Origin of the sequence: Paenibacillus luteus, from assembly GCF_006542765.1 — a bacterium.
Classification (GTDB): Bacteria; Bacillota; Bacilli; order Paenibacillales; family Paenibacillaceae; genus Pristimantibacillus; species Pristimantibacillus luteus.
On record NZ_SKCD01000033.1, the window covers coordinates 342,552 to 361,890 of the forward strand.

The 19,339-nt window shown below is 47.1% G+C and carries 16 protein-coding genes; 11 read left to right on the forward strand and 5 right to left on the reverse strand.

What is annotated here, in order from left to right; genetic code table 11:
• Window positions 1-18 precede the first annotated feature (18 nt).
• The gene (locus E0496_RS23735; protein WP_161601534.1) at window positions 19-1,671 is read left to right on the forward strand and encodes an extracellular solute-binding protein; all 1,653 of its coding nucleotides are present in this window, start codon (window positions 19-21) and stop codon (window positions 1,669-1,671) included.
• Window positions 1,672-1,762: 91 nt separating this feature from the next.
• Here the strand turns inward: E0496_RS23735 and E0496_RS23740 are convergent, their stop codons facing one another.
• The 3 genes from E0496_RS23740 to E0496_RS23750 are packed head-to-tail and all read right to left on the reverse strand — an operon-like array spanning window position 1,763 to window position 5,169.
• A complete protein-coding gene (locus tag E0496_RS23740; protein ID WP_141504235.1) occupies window positions 1,763-3,718 on the reverse strand; it encodes a CotH kinase family protein in 1,956 nt (651 codons plus the stop codon).
• 18 nt (window positions 3,719-3,736) lie between these two features.
• Entirely contained in the window at window positions 3,737-4,453 is a 717-nt protein-coding gene (locus E0496_RS23745) for a DUF4956 domain-containing protein (RefSeq protein ID WP_141504236.1), read from the reverse strand.
• Window positions 4,454-4,455: 2 nt separating this feature from the next.
• Window positions 4,456-5,169 carry a polyphosphate polymerase domain-containing protein gene (locus E0496_RS23750; protein WP_141504237.1) on the reverse strand — a complete coding sequence of 238 codons (714 nt, stop codon included), beginning with the start codon at window positions 5,167-5,169 and terminating at the stop codon, window positions 4,456-4,458.
• Between the two features lie 165 nt (window positions 5,170-5,334).
• Here E0496_RS23750 and E0496_RS23755 point away from each other — a divergent pair, with 165 nt between their 5' ends.
• From E0496_RS23755 to E0496_RS23800, 10 genes are all read left to right on the forward strand, one after another.
• The gene (locus E0496_RS23755) at window positions 5,335-6,567 is read left to right on the forward strand and encodes a purple acid phosphatase family protein (RefSeq protein ID WP_141504371.1); all 1,233 of its coding nucleotides are present in this window, start codon (window positions 5,335-5,337) and stop codon (window positions 6,565-6,567) included.
• A gap of 163 nt (window positions 6,568-6,730) precedes the next feature.
• Window positions 6,731-7,159, forward strand: a complete 429-nt coding sequence (locus E0496_RS23760) for a MarR family winged helix-turn-helix transcriptional regulator (protein WP_161601535.1) — start codon at window positions 6,731-6,733, stop codon at window positions 7,157-7,159.
• Between the two features lie 74 nt (window positions 7,160-7,233).
• Window positions 7,234-8,319, forward strand: a complete 1,086-nt coding sequence (locus E0496_RS23765; RefSeq protein WP_141504239.1) for a YhgE/Pip domain-containing protein — start codon at window positions 7,234-7,236, stop codon at window positions 8,317-8,319.
• Window positions 8,320-8,458: 139 nt separating this feature from the next.
• A complete protein-coding gene (locus tag E0496_RS23770) occupies window positions 8,459-10,228 on the forward strand; it encodes a cache domain-containing sensor histidine kinase (RefSeq protein WP_161601536.1) in 1,770 nt (589 codons plus the stop codon).
• Window positions 10,197-11,054, forward strand: coding sequence for a response regulator transcription factor (locus tag E0496_RS23775; RefSeq protein ID WP_161601537.1), 858 nt, complete (start codon window positions 10,197-10,199; stop codon window positions 11,052-11,054). Before E0496_RS23770 ends, E0496_RS23775 begins: the two co-directional genes overlap by 32 nt.
• A 125-nt stretch (window positions 11,055-11,179) precedes the next feature.
• Window positions 11,180-12,358, forward strand: a complete 1,179-nt coding sequence (locus E0496_RS23780; RefSeq protein WP_141504242.1) for an acyl-CoA dehydrogenase family protein — start codon at window positions 11,180-11,182, stop codon at window positions 12,356-12,358.
• A 25-nt stretch (window positions 12,359-12,383) separates the two neighbouring features.
• A complete protein-coding gene (locus E0496_RS23785; RefSeq protein WP_141504243.1) occupies window positions 12,384-13,703 on the forward strand; it encodes an ABC transporter substrate-binding protein in 1,320 nt (439 codons plus the stop codon).
• 18 nt (window positions 13,704-13,721) lie between these two features.
• Complete coding sequence (locus E0496_RS23790; protein WP_141504244.1) at window positions 13,722-15,068, forward strand: ABC transporter substrate-binding protein; 1,347 nt, start codon at window positions 13,722-13,724, stop codon at window positions 15,066-15,068.
• Window positions 15,069-15,166: 98 nt separating this feature from the next.
• Window positions 15,167-16,087 (forward strand): carbohydrate ABC transporter permease, encoded by a 921-nt coding sequence (locus E0496_RS23795; RefSeq protein WP_141504245.1) that lies wholly within the window; start codon window positions 15,167-15,169, stop codon window positions 16,085-16,087.
• Entirely contained in the window at window positions 16,084-16,932 is an 849-nt protein-coding gene (locus tag E0496_RS23800; RefSeq protein WP_141504246.1) for a carbohydrate ABC transporter permease, read from the forward strand. The genes E0496_RS23795 and E0496_RS23800 overlap by 4 nt, the downstream gene beginning before the upstream one ends.
• A gap of 71 nt (window positions 16,933-17,003) precedes the next feature.
• Here the strand turns inward: E0496_RS23800 and E0496_RS23805 are convergent, their stop codons facing one another.
• Both E0496_RS23805 and E0496_RS23810 read right to left on the reverse strand, forming a co-directional pair.
• Complete coding sequence (locus E0496_RS23805) at window positions 17,004-18,557, reverse strand: sensor histidine kinase (RefSeq protein ID WP_141504247.1); 1,554 nt, start codon at window positions 18,555-18,557, stop codon at window positions 17,004-17,006.
• Window positions 18,554-19,240 carry a response regulator transcription factor gene (locus tag E0496_RS23810; RefSeq protein WP_175598112.1) on the reverse strand — a complete coding sequence of 229 codons (687 nt, stop codon included), beginning with the start codon at window positions 19,238-19,240 and terminating at the stop codon, window positions 18,554-18,556. Before E0496_RS23810 ends, E0496_RS23805 begins: the two co-directional genes overlap by 4 nt.
• Window positions 19,241-19,339: the final 99 nt, after the last annotated feature.

Here is a 19,339-nt window from a genome sequence, read left to right on the forward strand (position 1 = left end):
GATAAGGAGGATCATTCATTGAAAAAACTAGGAGCCCTGCTGTTAAGCCTATTATTCCTGTTGAGCGGATGCACCGGAAATGGTGATTCTCCTTCATCCACAAAAAAAGACCTTCCGCAGTCAGATGCTTACGGGAAATATGAGAAGCCGGTAACGGTGAAAATTGGTTTCAAGGTTCCTGAGTCTACTTTGTCGGGAGGAAACACGAACGATAATAATCCGATCTCGCGTTATTTTGAGAGTATGACCAATATTAAAGTTGAGCATTCTTGGGAGGCTAAGGGCGAAGAAGCCTTCAAGCAAAAAGTGAATCTGGCCATTGCGAGCGGTGATTTGCCGGATGCGATGGTGGTGGACCGTGATCAGTTGAAGAAGCTGATGAAAAACGATATGATTGCGGATTTAAGCCAGGTGTATGAGCAGTACAGCTCGGAGCTGGTCAAAGCGATTTACGAATCGACAAATGGGCTTGCGCTTCAAGAAGCAACGTTTGATGGAAAGCTTTACGGACTATCGAACATAGCCATAAAAGCGGATTCTACCTCCTTGCTCTGGTATCGTCAGGATTGGCTGGATAAGCTGGGACTGTCCCCTCCAACAACAATCTCGGAAATCGAGAAGGTAGCGTTGGCGTTCGCTCAACAGGACCCGGATGGAGATGGCAAAGCAAATACGGTTGGTCTTGCGGGAGATAAAACGATTCTTTATGGACAGAAACCGAATATGAATGGCTTTGAAGCGATTTTTCATTCGTTTTATTCCTTTCCGAAAAATTGGGTAATGGGCAGCGACGGTGCTGTCATCTACGGTTCAGTCATGCCGGAAACGAAGCAGGCTTTATCTCTTTTGGCGGATTGGTATAAGCGCGGAGTAATAGATCCCCAATTCGTTCTCTATAAGGAGACGCAGGAACCGATTACGTCTAACAAAGCAGGCTTGTTTTTTGGCCCATGGTGGATGCCTTATTGGCCTTTGTCTGATTCTGTTGCCCGGGATACGAAGGCGGAATGGCGAGCCATTACGTCCCCTATTGGAGTGAATGGCCGCTTTGTGACGCATGCGGCTCCGGTAACGGATCGGTACTTGGTCGTGCGCAAAGGTTTTGAGCATCCGGAAGCGATCATAAAGCTCCTTAATATGTTTACGCGTCTGGAACGAAGACAAGATCCGAATGAGGAGCAGATCAAGATGATGGATGATTTTGCTGCCCAATCCGGCGTTCAATTGCGTCATTATTACCCGTTTGATTTGCTGCTCGATTATTCCAACGCGATTGAAACCCGCTATATGGATTTGCAAAAGGTGATGAGCGGTGAGATGAGTTCGGCAAGCCTCGATCCAGACACGCTGCAGCTATATGAAATGACTGTATTTGAAAATGATAATCCAAAGAAAAACATGGATGCGTGGAAAGCGTCAAACGCTTATAAGTACGGTGCCAAAGCGCTTCATTTGTCAGAGGTGGAGGAGGTACACAGCGTTTTCTTTGGTTCGACGGCGACAATGGATGTAAAGTGGGCAGAGCTTGAAAAGCTTGAGAATGAAGTGTTTCTTCAAATCATTGTAGGCGATCAGCCCATTGCTGCCTTTGATGGTTTCGTCAAGCGATGGATGGAGCTCGGTGGGGAACAAATTACGCAGGAGGTAACGGTTAGCGCAACGGGGAGTTAGGGAGGACGGGTGTGCCATTTGAATTGAAACAAGGAAGTGGCAGCTAGGGCGAATGTAAGCCCTGACTGCCACTTCCTTGTTTTTTTATTTGCTAGAGCCGTTTGCGTTTGTAAAAGACGACGAATGCGCAAGAGAGAAGTAGGATTACGATAGCAATTCCGGCAGTTGCCGCTTCTTTCGGACTGCCTTGGGGCTGAGTGTTTTGGGTGCCTGGCCCGCCGAAGCCGCCACCACCCATGCCACCCATTCCGCCGCCGAAGCCGCCTTGCCCGTCCGGTGGTTGACCGCCGCCAAAACCACCCTGCATGCCGCCACCCTGTTGGTTAGGCATTTGCCCGTCCGGTGGAGCCATGCCGCCATCTCCTTGAGGGGCTTGCCCATTAGGGACAGTAGTTCCAGCGGATCCTTGCCCGTCATCTGCCGTATTTCCATTTGGTGTAGAACCAGCCGCTGGAGGCGTACCTTGTTCGCTATTAACATCAGTATCAGCAGCGGTTTCGATGACAGTTGGGTTTACGCTGCTATTGAAATCAGCCTGCTTAGCCGTGGTAGATAAGCTGTTGTCTGCTTTAACTCCCGCGGAGGCTTGATCCGCTTGCTCGTCAACTGCCGCCGCAGCGTTCGGAGCCGCTCCGTCGGTTGACTGTGTATTTTGCTCGTTATTTGGTTGAGCGTTTTCTTGATTGTTTTGACGGTTGCCGCCGAAGCCGCCACCGCCCATACCGCCACCGCCCATACCGCCACCGAAGCCGCTGCTGCCGCTGCCTGAGCCGTCGCCGGAGGAAGGAATGGTACCGGCAAGCTGCTGTGCAATCGAGCTGGTTTGCGTGGCATTAAACGAAATGACCTGCGTCACGCCTTGCTCATATTGCTCATACGTGTAGAAGGATGATGGGTCTGCTTTCACGTAGGGGGAGATCAATTCCTTAATTTCCGCAATACGGGCTTGGAACGTATCGTCAGCCAAGTAACCCTCCAGCATATCGGTCACGATCTCATGGTATTTTTCTTTGTAAACATCGACCTTGAGCAGCTTGTCGATGAGTGGACGGTCAGCTAATGTTCCTGTCGTTGGCTCATCGATTAATACCCCTGAGCCGCCAAAGCCGCCGAAGGACATATTGTAATCCCATGGCAAAACATTAAATAAGCCATCGTCCTCATACAAATAATAATTATGCTTTTTCTCAGACAGATAGCTGTCAAAATTACCGGCTACTGCGTTTAATGCGATAAACTTTAATGCTTCATCCACGTCCAGCACACTTTCGTAATCGGTACCGTTGTTAAGCTCATCGACCATATCGAGCAAAATATCGTCATTGGATTTGTCTGATTTCAAATCAAGGCCAGTGTAGGCGTCAATCGTCTCAAGCCAGTTCAACTCACTGCCGTTGCCGCCATTTGCTTTGTACAGCGCGCCATAGGCATTGCCAAAGTTTCGTTCAAGATAGGCGTCGCCTATTTGCTCAATGGCCAAATAAAAGCCCCATAGCTCATCGTTGACATAGACGTTGACATACGAGAACTTTGGCGTAGGCAGTCCCATTTGCTCCGCCAGTTCATACGAGAGAAATTCACGCATGTAGGAAGCGTCGCTATAATTGTTGTTCAGATTGATTTTGCTGATGCCTTGAATGGTCTGATTGACATATTCATCGAATGAAATTTTAAAGCTGTACCGATCGGAATCCGTCATATTGACCACGCTGTTCAAGCTAAGATTGCCTTTTGTGCGAATCGCGACGTTGTCAAAGGTTTGGCCGTTGTATTCGACGGAAGCTTGCTTGTACTCCTCAGCACTTGCATTGTCCAGCATATTCTGGAAATCATCCTTGGCAATCGTAATTTTGACGTCGATGACTTTATCCTTTGGGAACACTGTTTCATCAAGCTTCTGCTCATCTGCTGATTTCTCGCCTGCGCTCGCCGTTGTACCCGTGCTGGCGAGACCGAAGGATGTACCGCCAATGGTACACCCCGTCAGTCCGAATATCAGGAGGATGGAGCAAAAGCAAAGCAATACAACTTGAGCTTTCGCTTTCATTAGAGCACCTCCTGATTATTAAGACACATAATCCCCGCTGTAGCTGATCAGCACGGCATTGCGAACGCCAGCAAGCTCGGTTAATTGATTGACGAACCGGCCTGTCTCGTCGCGAAGACGGATTTCAAGCGTCATTTCAATGTTGCCTTGTGTCACTGTTTTTTGTTTCACATTGTAGCGTTTCACGAGTGTTCCAATTTGCTTGTGAACGAGCTGTTCGGTTGCATCGCTGTCACAGTTGACTACGAGCAGGTAAGGGGTTTCAACCGAACCGCCTTTGACGAAGAAGAAGAGGATAAGGCCGACAACGATCGAGCCGATAACTGCCAAAGTGTAAAATCCTGCGCCTGTTACGATGCCTGCAACCGCCGCCCAGAACAGGAAGATCAGATCGGTTGGGTCTTTAATCGGCGTTCTAAACCGGACGATAGACAATGCGCCAACCATACCGAGCGAGAGCACAAGGTTGGAGTTGATCGCGATAATAACCATTGCTGTAATCATCGTCATGCCAATCAGCGATACGTTGAAGCTCTTAGAGTAAAGCACGCCGCTGAAAATTCGTTTATAAAGCAAGTAGATGAAGAAGCCTAGCAGGAATGCGACGCCTAACGTGACCAATATTTTGGAGATGCTGATGCTCGAAGTGAAGTTATCCAGCACCGAGTTTTTTAATAGATCGGCGAAGCTTGACGTTGTTTCGGTAGTTGCGGCAGCTGTTGTAGTGGTTTCCATTTTTAATAATCCTCCCAAGTGTTAAATTTCAAATGTTTGCGGCAAATGACGTATTTCGAAGCGGATTGGCGATTTAAGCCTTCCAGCTGCAATGCGATTTTGATATAAGCGGGAATGTAGGCATCGTATTTGACCTCCAGAATGATCAGGTCGTTATCGAGCGCACGAATCGGCTCCAAGCTTTTGTCAAAAATATCGACGGCGTGCAGTCCCGTTCGGAGTTCCTTGTCAAAGGTGATCCGCACATTGCCGTTTTCGCAAACATAGGGTTCACGGACATAATCGACAATGACTTTCGGACGCAGCAGATTATTTTTTATTTCGTCATAAATCTCATCAAGAAGCGGTTTTTTTTGCTCTTTCAGCACTTCATAATCGCCGGCCATCAGCCTGTCGTACATTGCTCTGGTAAGCGGTTCCTTCAGCTTAGCGATGTAATCCCGAAACTTAATTTTTTTCTCAAAATGAATGATATTGTCCTGGCCGTTATAGATCCGAATCCGGTACTTGCTGCGGTCACGAATGCCGCCCAGTTTCTCATGCAGCGCCTTGTTGTTGATATCATCAAAGTACAAGCTTCGAATATGGTACTCGCCGGTAGGTCCCACATGCTTGTCCTGCTCCATCAGATCTTTTAGCCTCTGTCGTATAATGAAGTATTGATGATAATTAACGAAAAATTTCAATTCATTTCGGTAGGTTAGATTTGTATTCATTTCACACCTCTTTTCTAGTTCAACGCCCCTTGTTGCTTACAGATGTTATTCTACTGGCCTTTACTTATTCTTAACTTAAGGCTGGCTGAAAGATTGCTGAATGCGCCAACTGCGCGTTATTTGTTAAGATAGCATGAAGAGGAAGGGAGAGTGGCAAGCTTGAAAATGCGAAAAGACATGCTCGCACTGCTGGTGTGCTGTGCTTTATTAATTGTAGGAGCAGTGGGAATGGAGTGGCTGAAAGCGGAAAAGGAGAAGAAGCCGATAGCCATCGTAACGACTTTTAAAGATGATCCCAAGACAAGCCGCGCTTTCACTTGGCATAACCAAAATAGGCAGGCAGCGGCTATCTTACAGGTTATAGAAGGCGATGAAGCAGTAGACTGGGATTCGGCTAAGGTCATGACCTTTACAGGTACGACAGAGGCGTTTGACTTGGAAGCAGATGTTGTGCAAGCTGCGCATAAAGCAGAAGCCACCGGGCTTGAGCCGGGAACGACCTACACCTACCGCGTAGGCAGCGGAGAGGAAAAAGAGTGGAGCGACAAGGCAACGTTTAAGACGGAGGCAGCCCATACGGAGGCGTTTACGTTCATTAATGTGACGGATTCGCAGGGCGTCACCGAGCAGGATTTTGAGCTGTGGGGAAATACAATGAATCAGGCGTTTGCAACGTTTCCTGACTCGGCATTCATTGTTCATAACGGTGATTTGACAGAGGAGCCGACGGATGAACAGGCATGGACGAATTTGTTCGCCAATGCGAGCAAGTGGGTGACGCGGGTTCCGTTTATGCCCGTAACGGGCAATCATGACGAGGTAGACGGGGAGGCAAGCAACTTCGTTTCGCATTTCAATTTACCCGTGAACGGGGAAGCGGATTCGATTGCCGGAACCAATTATTCGTTTGATTATGGTACCGTTCATTTTGTGTTTTTGAATACGGAATCGAACATTAAGAAGCAGACGAAGTGGCTTAGAAGCGACCTTGAAAATACGAAGCAGCCGTGGACGGTCGTCGCTGTTCACCAAGGCCCTTACGGTGGCAACACGAATAAGAAAGTGAAGGATTGGACGGAGCTGTTCGATGAGTTCAAGGTGGACCTGGTGCTACAAGGGCATAACCATGAATATTCACGCTCGTATCCGCTGCGGGACGGCAAGATTGTTGGCGACGGAGAGGCAGCCGTTAACAATCGGGAAGGAACGGTTTATGTGGTGACGAATGCGTCAGGCCAAAAGTTTAATGAGAAGAAGGAAGATCAATTTTATCATAAGGTCCATTTTCAAAATGAGAAGCAAATGTTTGCCGGCATAACCGTTGGCGGAACAACGCTGACTTATCAGGCTTATGATGTGGATGGATTAATGCTGGATGAGTTTGTGCTGCAGCATTGATTGGAGTTGAAGCATGAGTTAGTTTAACCATTATGCCGGAAGGGGATTATTTTCATGGAGCATTATGCTAGAACAAGCCTTGCTTTTCTTCGGGGCAATGGCCTATAATGACGAAGGGAGATAATAGCATGTGCATGTATTTTTAATGAAGGGGGAGTTCACATTGGGTTTTGACATTGATCAGCGTTCGATTGGCTTTCTACTTACAAGAACCAGCATTGCCAATAAGAAAGTGTTAAGCCGGGCACTCCTACCATATGATATTACTCCAGAACAATATGGCGTTCTTAGCCGTTTATTCCGAAAAGACGGGATATCACAGAAACAGCTGTCGGAGCTGATTGTTCGCGATCAGACAAGCATTGGCAAAGTGCTGGACAAGCTGGAGCGGAAGGCGCTTATTGTTCGTCAAGATGATCCAACGGATCGTAGAGCTTTTTTGCTTTATTTGACGACTAAGGGAAGAGAGCTGGCTGAGCTGCTTGTTTCCCATGTAGAGGCCATTCATGCAAAGGCATCGGAAGGGATTGCGGAGGAAGACATTGATGTATTTGTGAAAGTCATCAATCAATTATATCGTAATTTGAAGTAATCTTTTTTTGATAAATAGATGCATATGCATATATGTCATATGATACTATATAATTGATTTTGGAGGTTGAAGAAGTGAAAGTATTTAAACGTTTTTTAAAGGCGCCTACTACGCCGGTGGGTTTGGTTTTTGGTTTGGTTGTGCCCCTCTTGTTTGTGATCGTTTGGATGACTGGGTACAATGGGGCGACCGACCGGATAGACCAATTGCATGTTGCTCTAGTTGCGGAAGCGAGTACACAAGGTGCGGACATTGCGGATCGCATCGCGTCCAATGCTCCTTTTTATGCGGAAAGGTTCTCATCGCTGGAGGAGGCACAGGCGAAAATGAACGAAGGTGCGCTTCATATGGTCATTAGCGTTCCTACAGAACTGGCAAAGGATGTGCGAGATGCTGGCAGCGGAAAGCTGGTCTATTATGTAAACCAAGCGAATTCCGATGTAGCCAAAAGCATGATGGAATCCGTTGCCGATCAGATTACCCGTGAAGTGAGTGGAAATTTGACCGGCGTAACCGAGCTTCCGGTGCAGGCCGAGATCATTAAGACGAATCCGGTCAGCAACTTCTCAACGTCAATGCTGCCGATGATTCTTGGATTTATCACCTATATTGCAGTAATGACGATGAACATTCAGTTAAATTTATCTTCTCTGAAGCTGCAAAGAGAATACGGCAAGTGGGAAATTTTCTTCGCAAGGCAAAAGCTTTATGCAATCATCGTTGTTCTGTTCCCGCTGCTAATTACCGGAGCGGCGATGCTGTTTGTAGAAGTCCATAGCTCGTTTCTTGCGATGTGGGCGTTTCATACGGTTGTTTATCTGACTTGCATTTGCGTGACACAAATGGGATTCGCCCTCTTCGGGCAAGCAGGGCCCTTATTCAACGTAGCGCTGGTTCCGCTGCAGCTGCTGACAGCTGGAAATATTATACCAGCGATTATGCTTACGGGGTTCTATCGCGAGCTCGGACATTTTCTGCCAGCGCCTAATGCTATCCAAGGATACACAAAATTGATTTATGGCAGCGGCGGCTCCATTTCCATCTATGTGATTAACATGCTGGTCATTTCGGCAGTATGCTGGGGAATAACGGTGCTGGTTCTGGCATTGAAAGGGCGGGCTGCCAAGGTGGAGCTGTCGCAAACAACACCTCTTATCTAATCAGTTCCATACAAAAGAAAGGTAAAGCAAGAAATCGGCAGCTGCTGATTTCTTGCTTTTTTTTGGTGTTTTTTAAATAGTGCTATTAAACCATTAATCACGTATGTATACTTGGGATTATGGAAGTGACGGTGATGAAATGAAAAAGCTAAAAATCAAACACAAGCTTTTTGTTTTTATTTTTCTCGGTGCGACGGTAACGAGCTTGCTTGGGTTATTGTTTGTCCATAAATCACAGATGCTGTATGAACAGCTTATTTATAAGGAAACCACAGATAAATTTTTCTTATTTTCACAGCGAATCGAAGAGAAGCTGAAGGCAATCGATAAACTGTCTTTGACGATTATGACGAACCCTGATGTACAGCAGCATCTTAAAACGATACAAGAAAATAACGGCAGCTTTGAATCGTTTGAGGCGGCGAGCAAGCTGAAGCAAATGTTGTTGAAGTATCAGCAGACGGATAGCTCAGCTGCTTCGATTCTAATTGTTGATGCTAACGGAGGCAAAAATAGCGTTGGCGTATTTCCTTCCCAGGTCGATGACAAGCAATTGCAAGAGCTAGTGCAACTGGCTGCCCGCAATGAAGGAGCGAGCTCATGGGTCGGAGGCAGTTCACAAGCGAATATGTTTATTGCCAATCGGGAGATTAGAGAGATAAACCAGCTCAGCTTGCAGCCGATTGGTACGCTTATCATTACCATTCCAGCAAGTGAGGTCGTTTATGCTTCGCCTGCCGAAAAGTTGAAATATGGATCGTCTCTGTTGATCCAGACGGGGGACGGGATTATTTATCAGGAGCTGAGCCCATCCGATTTACCTGCACTTCCGAATGATCGTAGTGAGGAATATAGTGTGGTCAGCTTGAAAGGGATAAAGTACCTAGCGGCATACTTCAAGCTTGAGTATACAGGGTGGACGTTCATTCATCTGATTCCGTATGGATCGATTTTCAAAAATGTCACGGTAATGAAGAGTATCTTAATCCTGCTGTACGTGCTGGTTTTATTTCAATTGCTATGGCTCGGCTGGATCTTCTCCCGCACCATTACAAAATCCATTGAACAGCTTTCTCTTAAAATGCTAAGCGTGGAAAAGGGGGATTTCGGGATTTCAGCAAGCGGAGCAGAGCTTCAGCAGGATGAAATCGGGCTGCTCAACCGCAATTTTGATAGGATGACGGATCGGCTGAACACGTTAATCAATGAAAATTATATTAAGCAAATCAAGCTCAATGAAGCGAAGTACGATATGTTGAAAGCAAAGCTGAACCCTCATTTTTTGTACAATACGCTGGATTCAATCAACTGGATGGCTCGGATGAATGGCCAAATGGCGATCTCGGGCATGGTTAAGGCGCTCGGCAATATGCTTCGCATTACCGTTAATACGAAAGAAATGGTTACATTGGGAGAAGAGCTTGGCCATTTGCAAAACTACATAGCGATACAGCAGTTCCGTTTTGAGGAGCGTTTGGTTTACGAAGTGAACCTGCCCCCTGATCTCCAGCATCTGTTAATGCCGAGCATGCTGCTCCAGCCGATTGTAGAAAACTGCGTGAAATATGGGACAGATGCTGAGACGGGTCATTGTATTATATCGATCCGAGCGGAAGTGAAAGATCGGAGACTTGAAATATCCGTACGTGATCAAGGCCCAGGCATTCCATTCGATAATCATTGGCAACCAGGAACAAAGGAGCAGCTTGCCGAGAGTACGGGGATCGGGCTGCGCAGCATAGACGAAAGGCTGAAGCTGCTTTATGGCGATAGCTTTGGTATTGTGCTGGAGGCAGCAGAAGACAGAGGAATGATGGTGAGACTTGCGGTTCCCGTCTTAAATCAGAAATATGCCAATCAAGGAGGAGAGACAGAAGATGAGCGAATTCAGCGTATATTTGGCCGATGATGAGCGAATGATCCGTGAGGGCATTAAGCAATTGGTGCCGTGGCATATGCTTAACCTGCGCTTTCTAGGAGCAGGCTCTGACGGAAAGGAAGCTTACCGCGATATTACGGAGCTTAAACCCGACATTGTGATTACGGATATCAAAATGCCTGGAATGGGCGGCATTGAGCTGATAAGAAGAACGAAGGAGGAGCTCGGCGAGATTCATTTCATCGTGCTATCCGGTTATGGAGAATTTGAGCTGGCTACACAAGCGATGAAGCATGGCGTAAAGCATTATTTGCTTAAACCTTGTGACGAGACCGAAATTATTACAGTGCTTAAGCAAGTCGTACACGATTTGCAAGAAGACAAGAGCAAGCGCCTACGTATCGAGGAAACGGACAAAATCCGTATTTTGAACATGCGTTCAATTGAGGAAATTCATCACTATCTTCAATACGAAGCCTTAGAGGATTCTACGCAGCATGGAGCTGCATTCGGGAATGCGGGCAGGATTCTTATCGACCGTATGATGCAGACGGTACAGGAAAACCTTGCAAATGAGGAGCTTTCTTTGTTATGGCTTGCTCAAAACCATTTTTTTATGAATGCCGAATATTTAGGAAAAATATTCCGCAAGCAGACGAATCTTAAATTTTCACAATTTGTCACGTCCTTACGAATGGAGTACGCCAAACGCTTGATTACTGGCTATCCGGATATGAAAATATATGAAGTGGCTGAGCAGGTGGGATTTGGCAAGGATCAACAATATTTTGGCAATGTATTTCGGAAAACGACGGGCCTAACACCGCTGGAATATCGAAAAACGAAACAAAGCTAACCCATATCGGTTTTTTACAAAAACGTATCGGCTATTTTTATTTTGCTTTTTAACAAATAAGAGTAAACTCAATTTAATTCCTACTATTCACATGTGAAAATAATATTTGGAGGTGCGGCAGTCGCATGTTATCGACAGGCCTGACAGATCGGTTCGTACGTAACGAACGGGAAGCGAGTATTATCGCGATAACAGACCAACTGGCGAGTATATTTGCCGAAAGATCGGCGAAACACGACCTCGAGGGCTCCTTTCCTCATGATAATTTTGCAGATATGCGGGAGCGCGGTTTCTTAAAGCTTACTGTTCCTAGGCAGTATGGCGGCGAAGAAGCTTCCTTATATGAGCTGATGCTCGCATTGGATCATTTAGCACGGGGGGACGGCTCGACGGCGCTTGCTACGGGCTGGCATCTCGGGCAAGTGATGCAGCTTCGCGTCAGTCGTTCCTGGCCGGAGTCCTTATTTTCCAGCTTCTGCAATGAAGTCGTAAGCAAAGGCGCTACGATCAACCATTTCGCTAGCGAGCGTGCGACGGGCAGTCCGAGTAGGGGAGGCAGGCCGGAAACGGCAGCCACAAGAACACCAGAGGGCTTCATGATTAGCGGGCGCAAGACGTACAGTACGCTCAGTCCGGATGTGTCGTACTTCACCTTGTCCGCATGGATGGAAGAAGAAAACAGGGTTGGCGAGTTTTTGATCCCAATGGGCCCAGGAATCCACATCGAGGAAACCTGGGATACGCTCGGCATGCGAGCAACAGGCAGTCATGATCTTGTGCTGAATGAGGTATTTGTGCCAGAGGGAGTATCATTGCAAGGGACTGAAATCAAGCCTAGGCCTGGAACCGCTTTTGATGGGGGGACACTGCTGCATATTCCAGCCTGCTATATCGGCATAGCACATGCTGCCCGAGATTTTGCGATTAGTTTTGCGAAGAATCACCGTCCAAACAGCTTGCCGGGGCCGATCTCCGAGCTGCCAGCGATTCAGCGCCAGATCGGCGAATTAGAGGCAGAGCTGATTACAGCCCGTACCCTTTTATATAGCGTCGCAGAGCGATGGGACCGGGAACCAGAGGGACGATCCGAGCTTAAGCCGGAGCTCGGACTGGTTAAATATGTGGTGACCAATGCAGCCGTGCGCATCGTTGATCTCGCGATGCGTATCGTCGGCGGGGCCAGCCTATCCCGCAAGCTGCCGCTTGAGCGAATGTACCGCGATGTAAGAGCCGGATTGCATAACCCTCCAATGGATGATATCGCGCTTAACGGACTAGCGCAACGAGCATTGCTGGAGCGGTAAGTCTATTGAAAAAGGATGGGAACCGATGCGGAGTATGAAGATGATTGGCTTTTCGGCGGGAATGCTGCTCATTTTCGTATTATCTTCTTATGCTTATTCACTTGATTTGAAAGGCCACAACAAGCCGCTTAATGGCCTAATTAACGAGCAGATCGTTACGTTAAGAATGACCTATTGGGCAGGATCGCAGCTTACGATCGACAAAAACAATGCTGTCATCGAGCGCTTCGAGAAGGCATATCCGTGGATAAAAGTTCAAGCCAGCTATTATTCGGGTGACGCCTATGACGAGCAATTAATGGTCATGGCAGCTGCGAATAACCTGCCTGATGTCGTTCGTATTGATTATGCCAACATGGCCAGGTACGCGAAGAAAAGCTTGTTGCTGCCTCTTGATGACTATATTTCTCGTCAAGTCATCGATCTCGAAGGCGTACATCCGGTGCATAATGCAGGAGCCATGCTAAATGGCAAGCAGTATGGCCTTAACATCGGCAACAATGCGCTAGTTTTATTTTATGACAAGGAACTGTTGAAGCAAGCAGGAGTAGAGCCTCCGAGTCGCAATTATACATGGGAGCAATACGAGAGTGATCTTCGCGCCATTCGAGATCGTACCGGCCATTATGGGGATACGCATCTGACGCAGCATCATTTTCGGGTGTGGCTGCGAGCCAATGCTGCAGCCTTTTACAATGAAGACCAGAATGGTCTAGGTTACTGGGATGACCAGCTGTTTATCGATTTTTTTAATAAACAGTTAAGTTGGCAGAAGGAAGGCTTACTTACGCCGCTTAGTACAGAGCTGGAAACTCGGAATTTGGAGGATGGTCCGTTTCCGAAGGGCCAGACAGCATTCGGAGGTTTTACCTATTGGAGCAACCAGATTGATATTGTAGAGAAGCAATTGGGCAAACAGGTTGGGCTTGCTGCATATCCCGGAGCGGGTATTCATGGCATGTATATCAAACCCTCCTTTTTCCACTCGATAGCCAAATCGTCAAAGCACCCGGATGAGGCTGCGTTATTCATTAATTATTATACGAATGATTTGGATGCAGCAATCGCTCTAAACGCTTATTTTGGCGTCCCTTACAACCCTAAGGTGATTGCTGGTTTGAAGGAGACTTTTACTGTCACACAGCAAAATGTGCTGAATTATTTATCGGATGTCGAGCGGTACGGAAGCCTAATTGACCCGCCTGATCCTATTGTAGGGCCAGAGGTTAATGAATTATTTAAATCCATTAGCAATGAAATTTTGTTCGAACGGATTACGTCTGAGGCTGGCGCAGCAAAGTTCCGTGCGGAGACCAATGCCATCTTAAGCCGTAATCCGTTATGAGAAGGAGAGAGAATTACGATGCGTTCAATTAAAAAACGGTATTCAGCTATTTTATTGCTCTTAGCTATTGGCTTAACCGCTTGCGGAGGCGGCAATACGAATAATGCCTCTACTAACGAAGCGAGCAACACCCCTAAAACGAGTGCGTCTGAAACAAAGGAAGCTTCATCCACTGAGCCAGTTACGATCCGCGTAAGCTACTGGGCCGGAACCCAACTGACGATTGACGCTCATGACAATGTCGTGAAGTTATTTGAAGCTGCGTATCCCAACATTAAAGTGCAATCTGAATATGCGACGGGAGCCGATTATACAGATAAAATTCTTGTGCAAGCGGCATCGAAGGATTTGGCAGATGTCGTACGCGTGGATTATTCGCAAATCAAAAACTATGTGAGCAAGGGATTGCTTAAGCCGTTGGATGAGTATGTAGTGGATAAAACCATCGATTTGGAGGGAATTAACCCACTGCATACCGATGTGGGCAAAGTGGACGACAAGCTCTACGGCGTTAATATCGGCAACAATGCGCTCGTCCTATTTTATGATCCGGATAAGCTGAAGGAAGCAGGCGTAGAGCCGCCTTCCACATCAGATTATACGTGGGAGCAATATGAGAAGGACTTGCAGACGGTTAAAGATAAGCTGGGCATTTATGGCGATACGCATTTTGGCCAATCCCAATATGAAATCTGGCTTCGTCAGCATGACGCTAAGCTGTATAATGATGCGCAGGATGGCCTTGGCTATGAGGATGACGGCTTGTTTACGGAGTTTTTTGAAACGCAGCTGAGGCTTCAAAAGAAAGAACTGCTTACGCCCGTAGCTGTTGAGTCGGAGATTAAGGCACTTGAGGACGGACCGTTCCCGAAAGGCAACTCTGCCTATGGCGGCTGGGGTTACTGGAGCGGGAGCCACAGTGCCGTCGTTGAGAAGCAGTTAAATAAGGTAGTTGGCTTCTCGTTGTTCCCAGGTCCAAGCAAAGGTGCTTACATTAAGCCATCCTTCTTCCATGGCATTTCAAGCAACTCGAAGCATCCTAAGGAAGCAGCTCAGTTTATCGAGTTTTACACAAACAATATTGAGGCAGCCAAATCGCTAGATGGTTATTTCGGATTTCCTTATAATCCAAAAGTGCTTGCAGGCGTAGAATCAGAATTTACAGATACGCAGAAGAGAGTACGCGCGTATTTGGATTTGGTTGAATCGCAAGGCAGTCCGATTGATCCGCCTGCTCCTGCAGCCGGAAGCGAAGTGAGCACCTCATTCAAAAACATCGCGTCGGAAATTTTCTATGAGAAACTGACGCCAGCTGAAGGCGCAAAGCGTTTCCGCCAGGAAGCAAATAAAGCATTGAAAAAGTAACCATGTATTCGCTATATGCGGGTGTCAGCGGCCTTCTCATCCATGGGAGAGAAGGCCGCGTTTATGAAGTATGCAAATGGATGAAAGGGAGTTAACCTGTGAAACGCACCTCTAAACAATGGCTGCGTAATCCCGACTTGTATGCCGGATACGCATTTATTTTTCCATGGCTGCTTGGCCTATTTGTTTTTTCGTTATTTCCTATTTTTTTTTCGTTGTATTTATCGTTTACGGATTATGACATTTTATCCGCACCACAATGGATCGGATTTGAAAATTTCAAGGAAATGTTTACGGATGACCCGCGTTTCGTGAAATCAGTGAAGGTGACGCTGCTTTACGTTGCGGTGTCTGTTCCGCTCCGCCTTTGCTTTGCACTGGCTGTTGCCGCTTTGCTTAATATGAAAATAAAAGGGGCTCGCGCACTTCGTTCTCTTTATTATTTGCCAACGCTGATGGGCGGGAGTGTAGCCGTTATTGTGATGTGGGGGCAGCTCTTTGGCATAAATGGAGCGTTCAATTCGTTCATGCGCTCGATTTTTGGAATTGAAATATCGATTTCTTGGATTACCGACCCTTCAACGGCGCTGGGCTCTCTGATTGCATTGTCCGTATGGCAATTCGGATCGGCGATGCTGATCTTTCTTGCGGGTCTAAAGCAAATCCCAGCGAGTTTGCTGGAAGCCGCATTGGTAGACGGCGCTTCAGCTGCCTATAGATTCCGCCGGATTACACTGCCTTTGCTTAGTCCGGTAATCTTTTTCAACCTAGTGATGGGAATCATCGGCGGTTTTAAAGTTTTCTCGGAGGGCATGATTTTAACCGGCGGCGGACCGCATGACCAGACACTATTCTATGTTATTTATTTATATGAGAACTCATTCCGTTTTCTGCATATGGGCTACGGCTCTGCTATGGCGTGGGTGCTGTTGCTTGCAGTCAGCATACTGACGGCGCTCGTCTTCCGCTCGTCTTCGCTCTGGGTGCATTACGAATCGAAAGGAGAGAGAGGAGCATGAGTGCGATATCAAAAAAGCGATGGGGCAACCTTTCGCTTAGCGCGGCTGTGTGGGGATTTGCTATCGTTATGATTTATCCGCTGCTTTGGCTGCTATCGAGCTCACTAAAGCATACGACAGAGGTGTACTCGCAAGCGCATAAGCTTATCCCTGCTCATTTTTACTGGGAAAACTATGTGTCCGGTTTTAAAGGTTTTGCAGGTCATTCTTTTTTCTTGTTTTTTCAGAATTCACTATATGTGACTATATTTTCTGTGGTTGGCACCGTTATTGCTTCCACCATGGCGGCGTATGCATTTGCAAGAATACGCTTCCCAGGTTCTACTTTCTGGTTCGCCTGCATGATGCTGACGTTAATGCTGCCAAGCGAGGTACTTATTATTCCTCAGTATATGCTGTTTAACAAATTGAATTGGATTAACACGTTTTGGCCTTTAATTGTCCCATCTTTTGCAGGCGGAGCATTCTTTATATTTTTGCTTGTACAGTTTATGCGAGGCATTCCTGTAGAACTCGATGAATCGGCACGAATCGATGGGTGCGGCCGTATCTTGTTTTTTGCTAAAATCATGCTGCCATTAATCGTTCCTGCGATCGTAACAACGGCTGTTTTCAAATTTATTTGGACCTGGGATGATTATTTTGCTCCGCTTCTATATCTCAATTCAGCGGAAATGGCCACCGTATCGTTAGCCATTAAAAGCATGGCTGATCCGACGATGGAAACGGATTGGGGGGCGCTGTTCGCGATGTCCGTATTGTCGCTCGTACCGGTTATGGCTGTGTTTATCGCTTTTCAGAGATATATTGTTGAAGGGATAAGCACGACAGGACTGAAGGGATAGACTAAAATGCCCAGTACGAAGTGCTACTGGGCTTAGATAGACGCATATGGTTATGGTGCGTGATATTTGTTTTAATGCGATGGATTGCGCTCATTGTTCCTAGCTGGATGAATAGGCAGCAAAATGCGAAAGCTCGTTCCAGAACCAGGCTCGCTGCTAACGTCAATGGTTCCTTCATGTGCATCTATGATAGATTTAGTAATTGCAAGACCTAGCCCTGCGCCTCCGCTTTTACGTGTTCTGGAGGACTCGCTCCGATAAAATCTTTCGAACAGATGCGGCAAGTGGGCCGCTTCAATGCCATTTCCATTATCGGTCACGATCAGCTCTGCAAGGTTGTGCTCCTTCGCTATTGTAATCGCGATGATACCAGTCTCAGAGTCGGTATGCTGCACGGCGTTAAGAAATAAATTAAGCAGCACCTGCTTCAGTTTGTCGGCATGGAAGAAGCCGGTAACCGGAGACGCAATGGTTATCTCAACTTTACGATGCCCGGCAAGCAGCTGCAGCTGAGGCTCCATTTCGTGCAGCAGTTCGTCCAGACGGGTATCAGCCAGCTGCAGCTGTGGGTCTTGATCCAGCTTAGCTAGTGACAATAAATCCTCGACGAGCTTATTGATTCGCCTCGATTCCAGCTGCATGCTGTTTAGTGCACGATTGAGCTGCTCGGGATTGGCAGCAGCGCCGCGCAGCAAAACTTCCAGAAAACCATGAATGGAAGTGAGCGGCGTACGGAGCTCATGGGAGGCATCGGCTACGAACCGGCGCATTTTCTCAGTTGTTTTGCGCTCACTCTCGAAAGACACATCGAGTCGCTCAAGCATGCCGTTAAAAGCATCTGACAAGCGATCGATTTCTTCTTGGCCTTGACTTGCCGGGATGCGTTTAGTCAGATTTCCTGCATCCGTCTGCTGTGCGGCCAGCACGACGCGGGACAAGGGCCTCAACGTTCGGCGGAGCAGCGGCAAATACAGGGCGAGACCGGCAGCTAGCGCCAGTACGGATAACCCGGCAAAAATGGCTAGCTGTGTCAGAAGAAGCTGCTTTAGTGAATTTGTTTCGGTACTCGCTTGAATGATGCCTTGTGAACTGCCTAGCGGGCCAGCTAGCCTAAAAACAACAAGCTGCTCGATTCCTTGCGTGTTATTGATGATTTTGTAATCGGTTTTCTTATGTCTACGAAGCTGCGCTTGAAGCTGTTCATATTCCTCCGTGGTGAGGATCGGGGCATTGGTCCCGTTATCCTTCGATACCTCGGATATGGTTCCACTCGAATCAATATAAAGGACAGATAATCCCGGCTGATAAAAGATGGGAGAATCCCGGCGGCCTTTTTGCGGCCAGTCGGAAGGTGCGGAATCGTCGGAATCCATAGAACTATTATGATTTGCCGGCGGCTCCGGGACTTCTCCATTCGGAAACCAGTCCATCGGCATGGACATGATTTGAGCATTTAACGATTCGGCTTTATTTTGAAAGACAAAATCCTTCATGATGATGTATTGCAGTACGCCGATGAGCAAGAATAATGCGGCTAAGATTAGTAAAGAGCGATTCAATAGCTGGTATCGAAGCGATCGAGGGGCAAAAAGTCGGGCTGGTGAACCTAATTTCCATCTGCTCATGGAAAATCCATCCGATAACCCGAGCCTCGAAGTGTTCGAATTAAACGATGCTCCTTGTCATTCAATTTATCTCTAAGAGAGCGAATGTACACCTCCACGATGTTTTCTTCTCCTCCAAAATTGTATCCCCAAACCTTGTCCAAAATAAGTGATTTACTGAGCACGACACCATTGTTCATAATAATGAACCTTAGCAGCTCGTATTCGGTTGGCGACAATTCAAGCACTTGGTCTAAATAGAGAAGCTCCTTGCGCCGGTCATCCAGCCGGAACGGTCCATAGCTTGCCTCGCCAAGCAAATGGGGGAACTGGTTGCGTAGCCTTGCTCCAATGCGCGCAAGAAGCTCACTGAAGCTGAAGGGCTTGACCAAATAGTCGTCGGCACCAAGCGTTAGGCCTTTGACGCGATCTTCAATCTCATCCTTGGCTGTCAGCATGATGACGGCGATGTTGTTTCCCGTTGCTCTTAGTGCTGCACATACCTCAAAACCGTTCAATCCCGGCATCATGACATCTAAAATGACAACTTGAGGCTCGAAGGAAGCTGCCTCAACGAGTGCTGCTTCTCCGTCATAAGCGACTCGGATATCAAAGCCTTCATTGATAAGCCCTAGTTCAAGAAACTGTACAATATTCGGTTCATCATCAACAAGTAATATTTTAATCCCTTTAAAGGATGTCAATTTCATTCCTCCTTCACGTCTGTCATTCTATTATCGGCCTTTTGAACAAAAGATGCACCTTGTTACATTACAATTCAGCAAACATTCAGCAGGGACTTG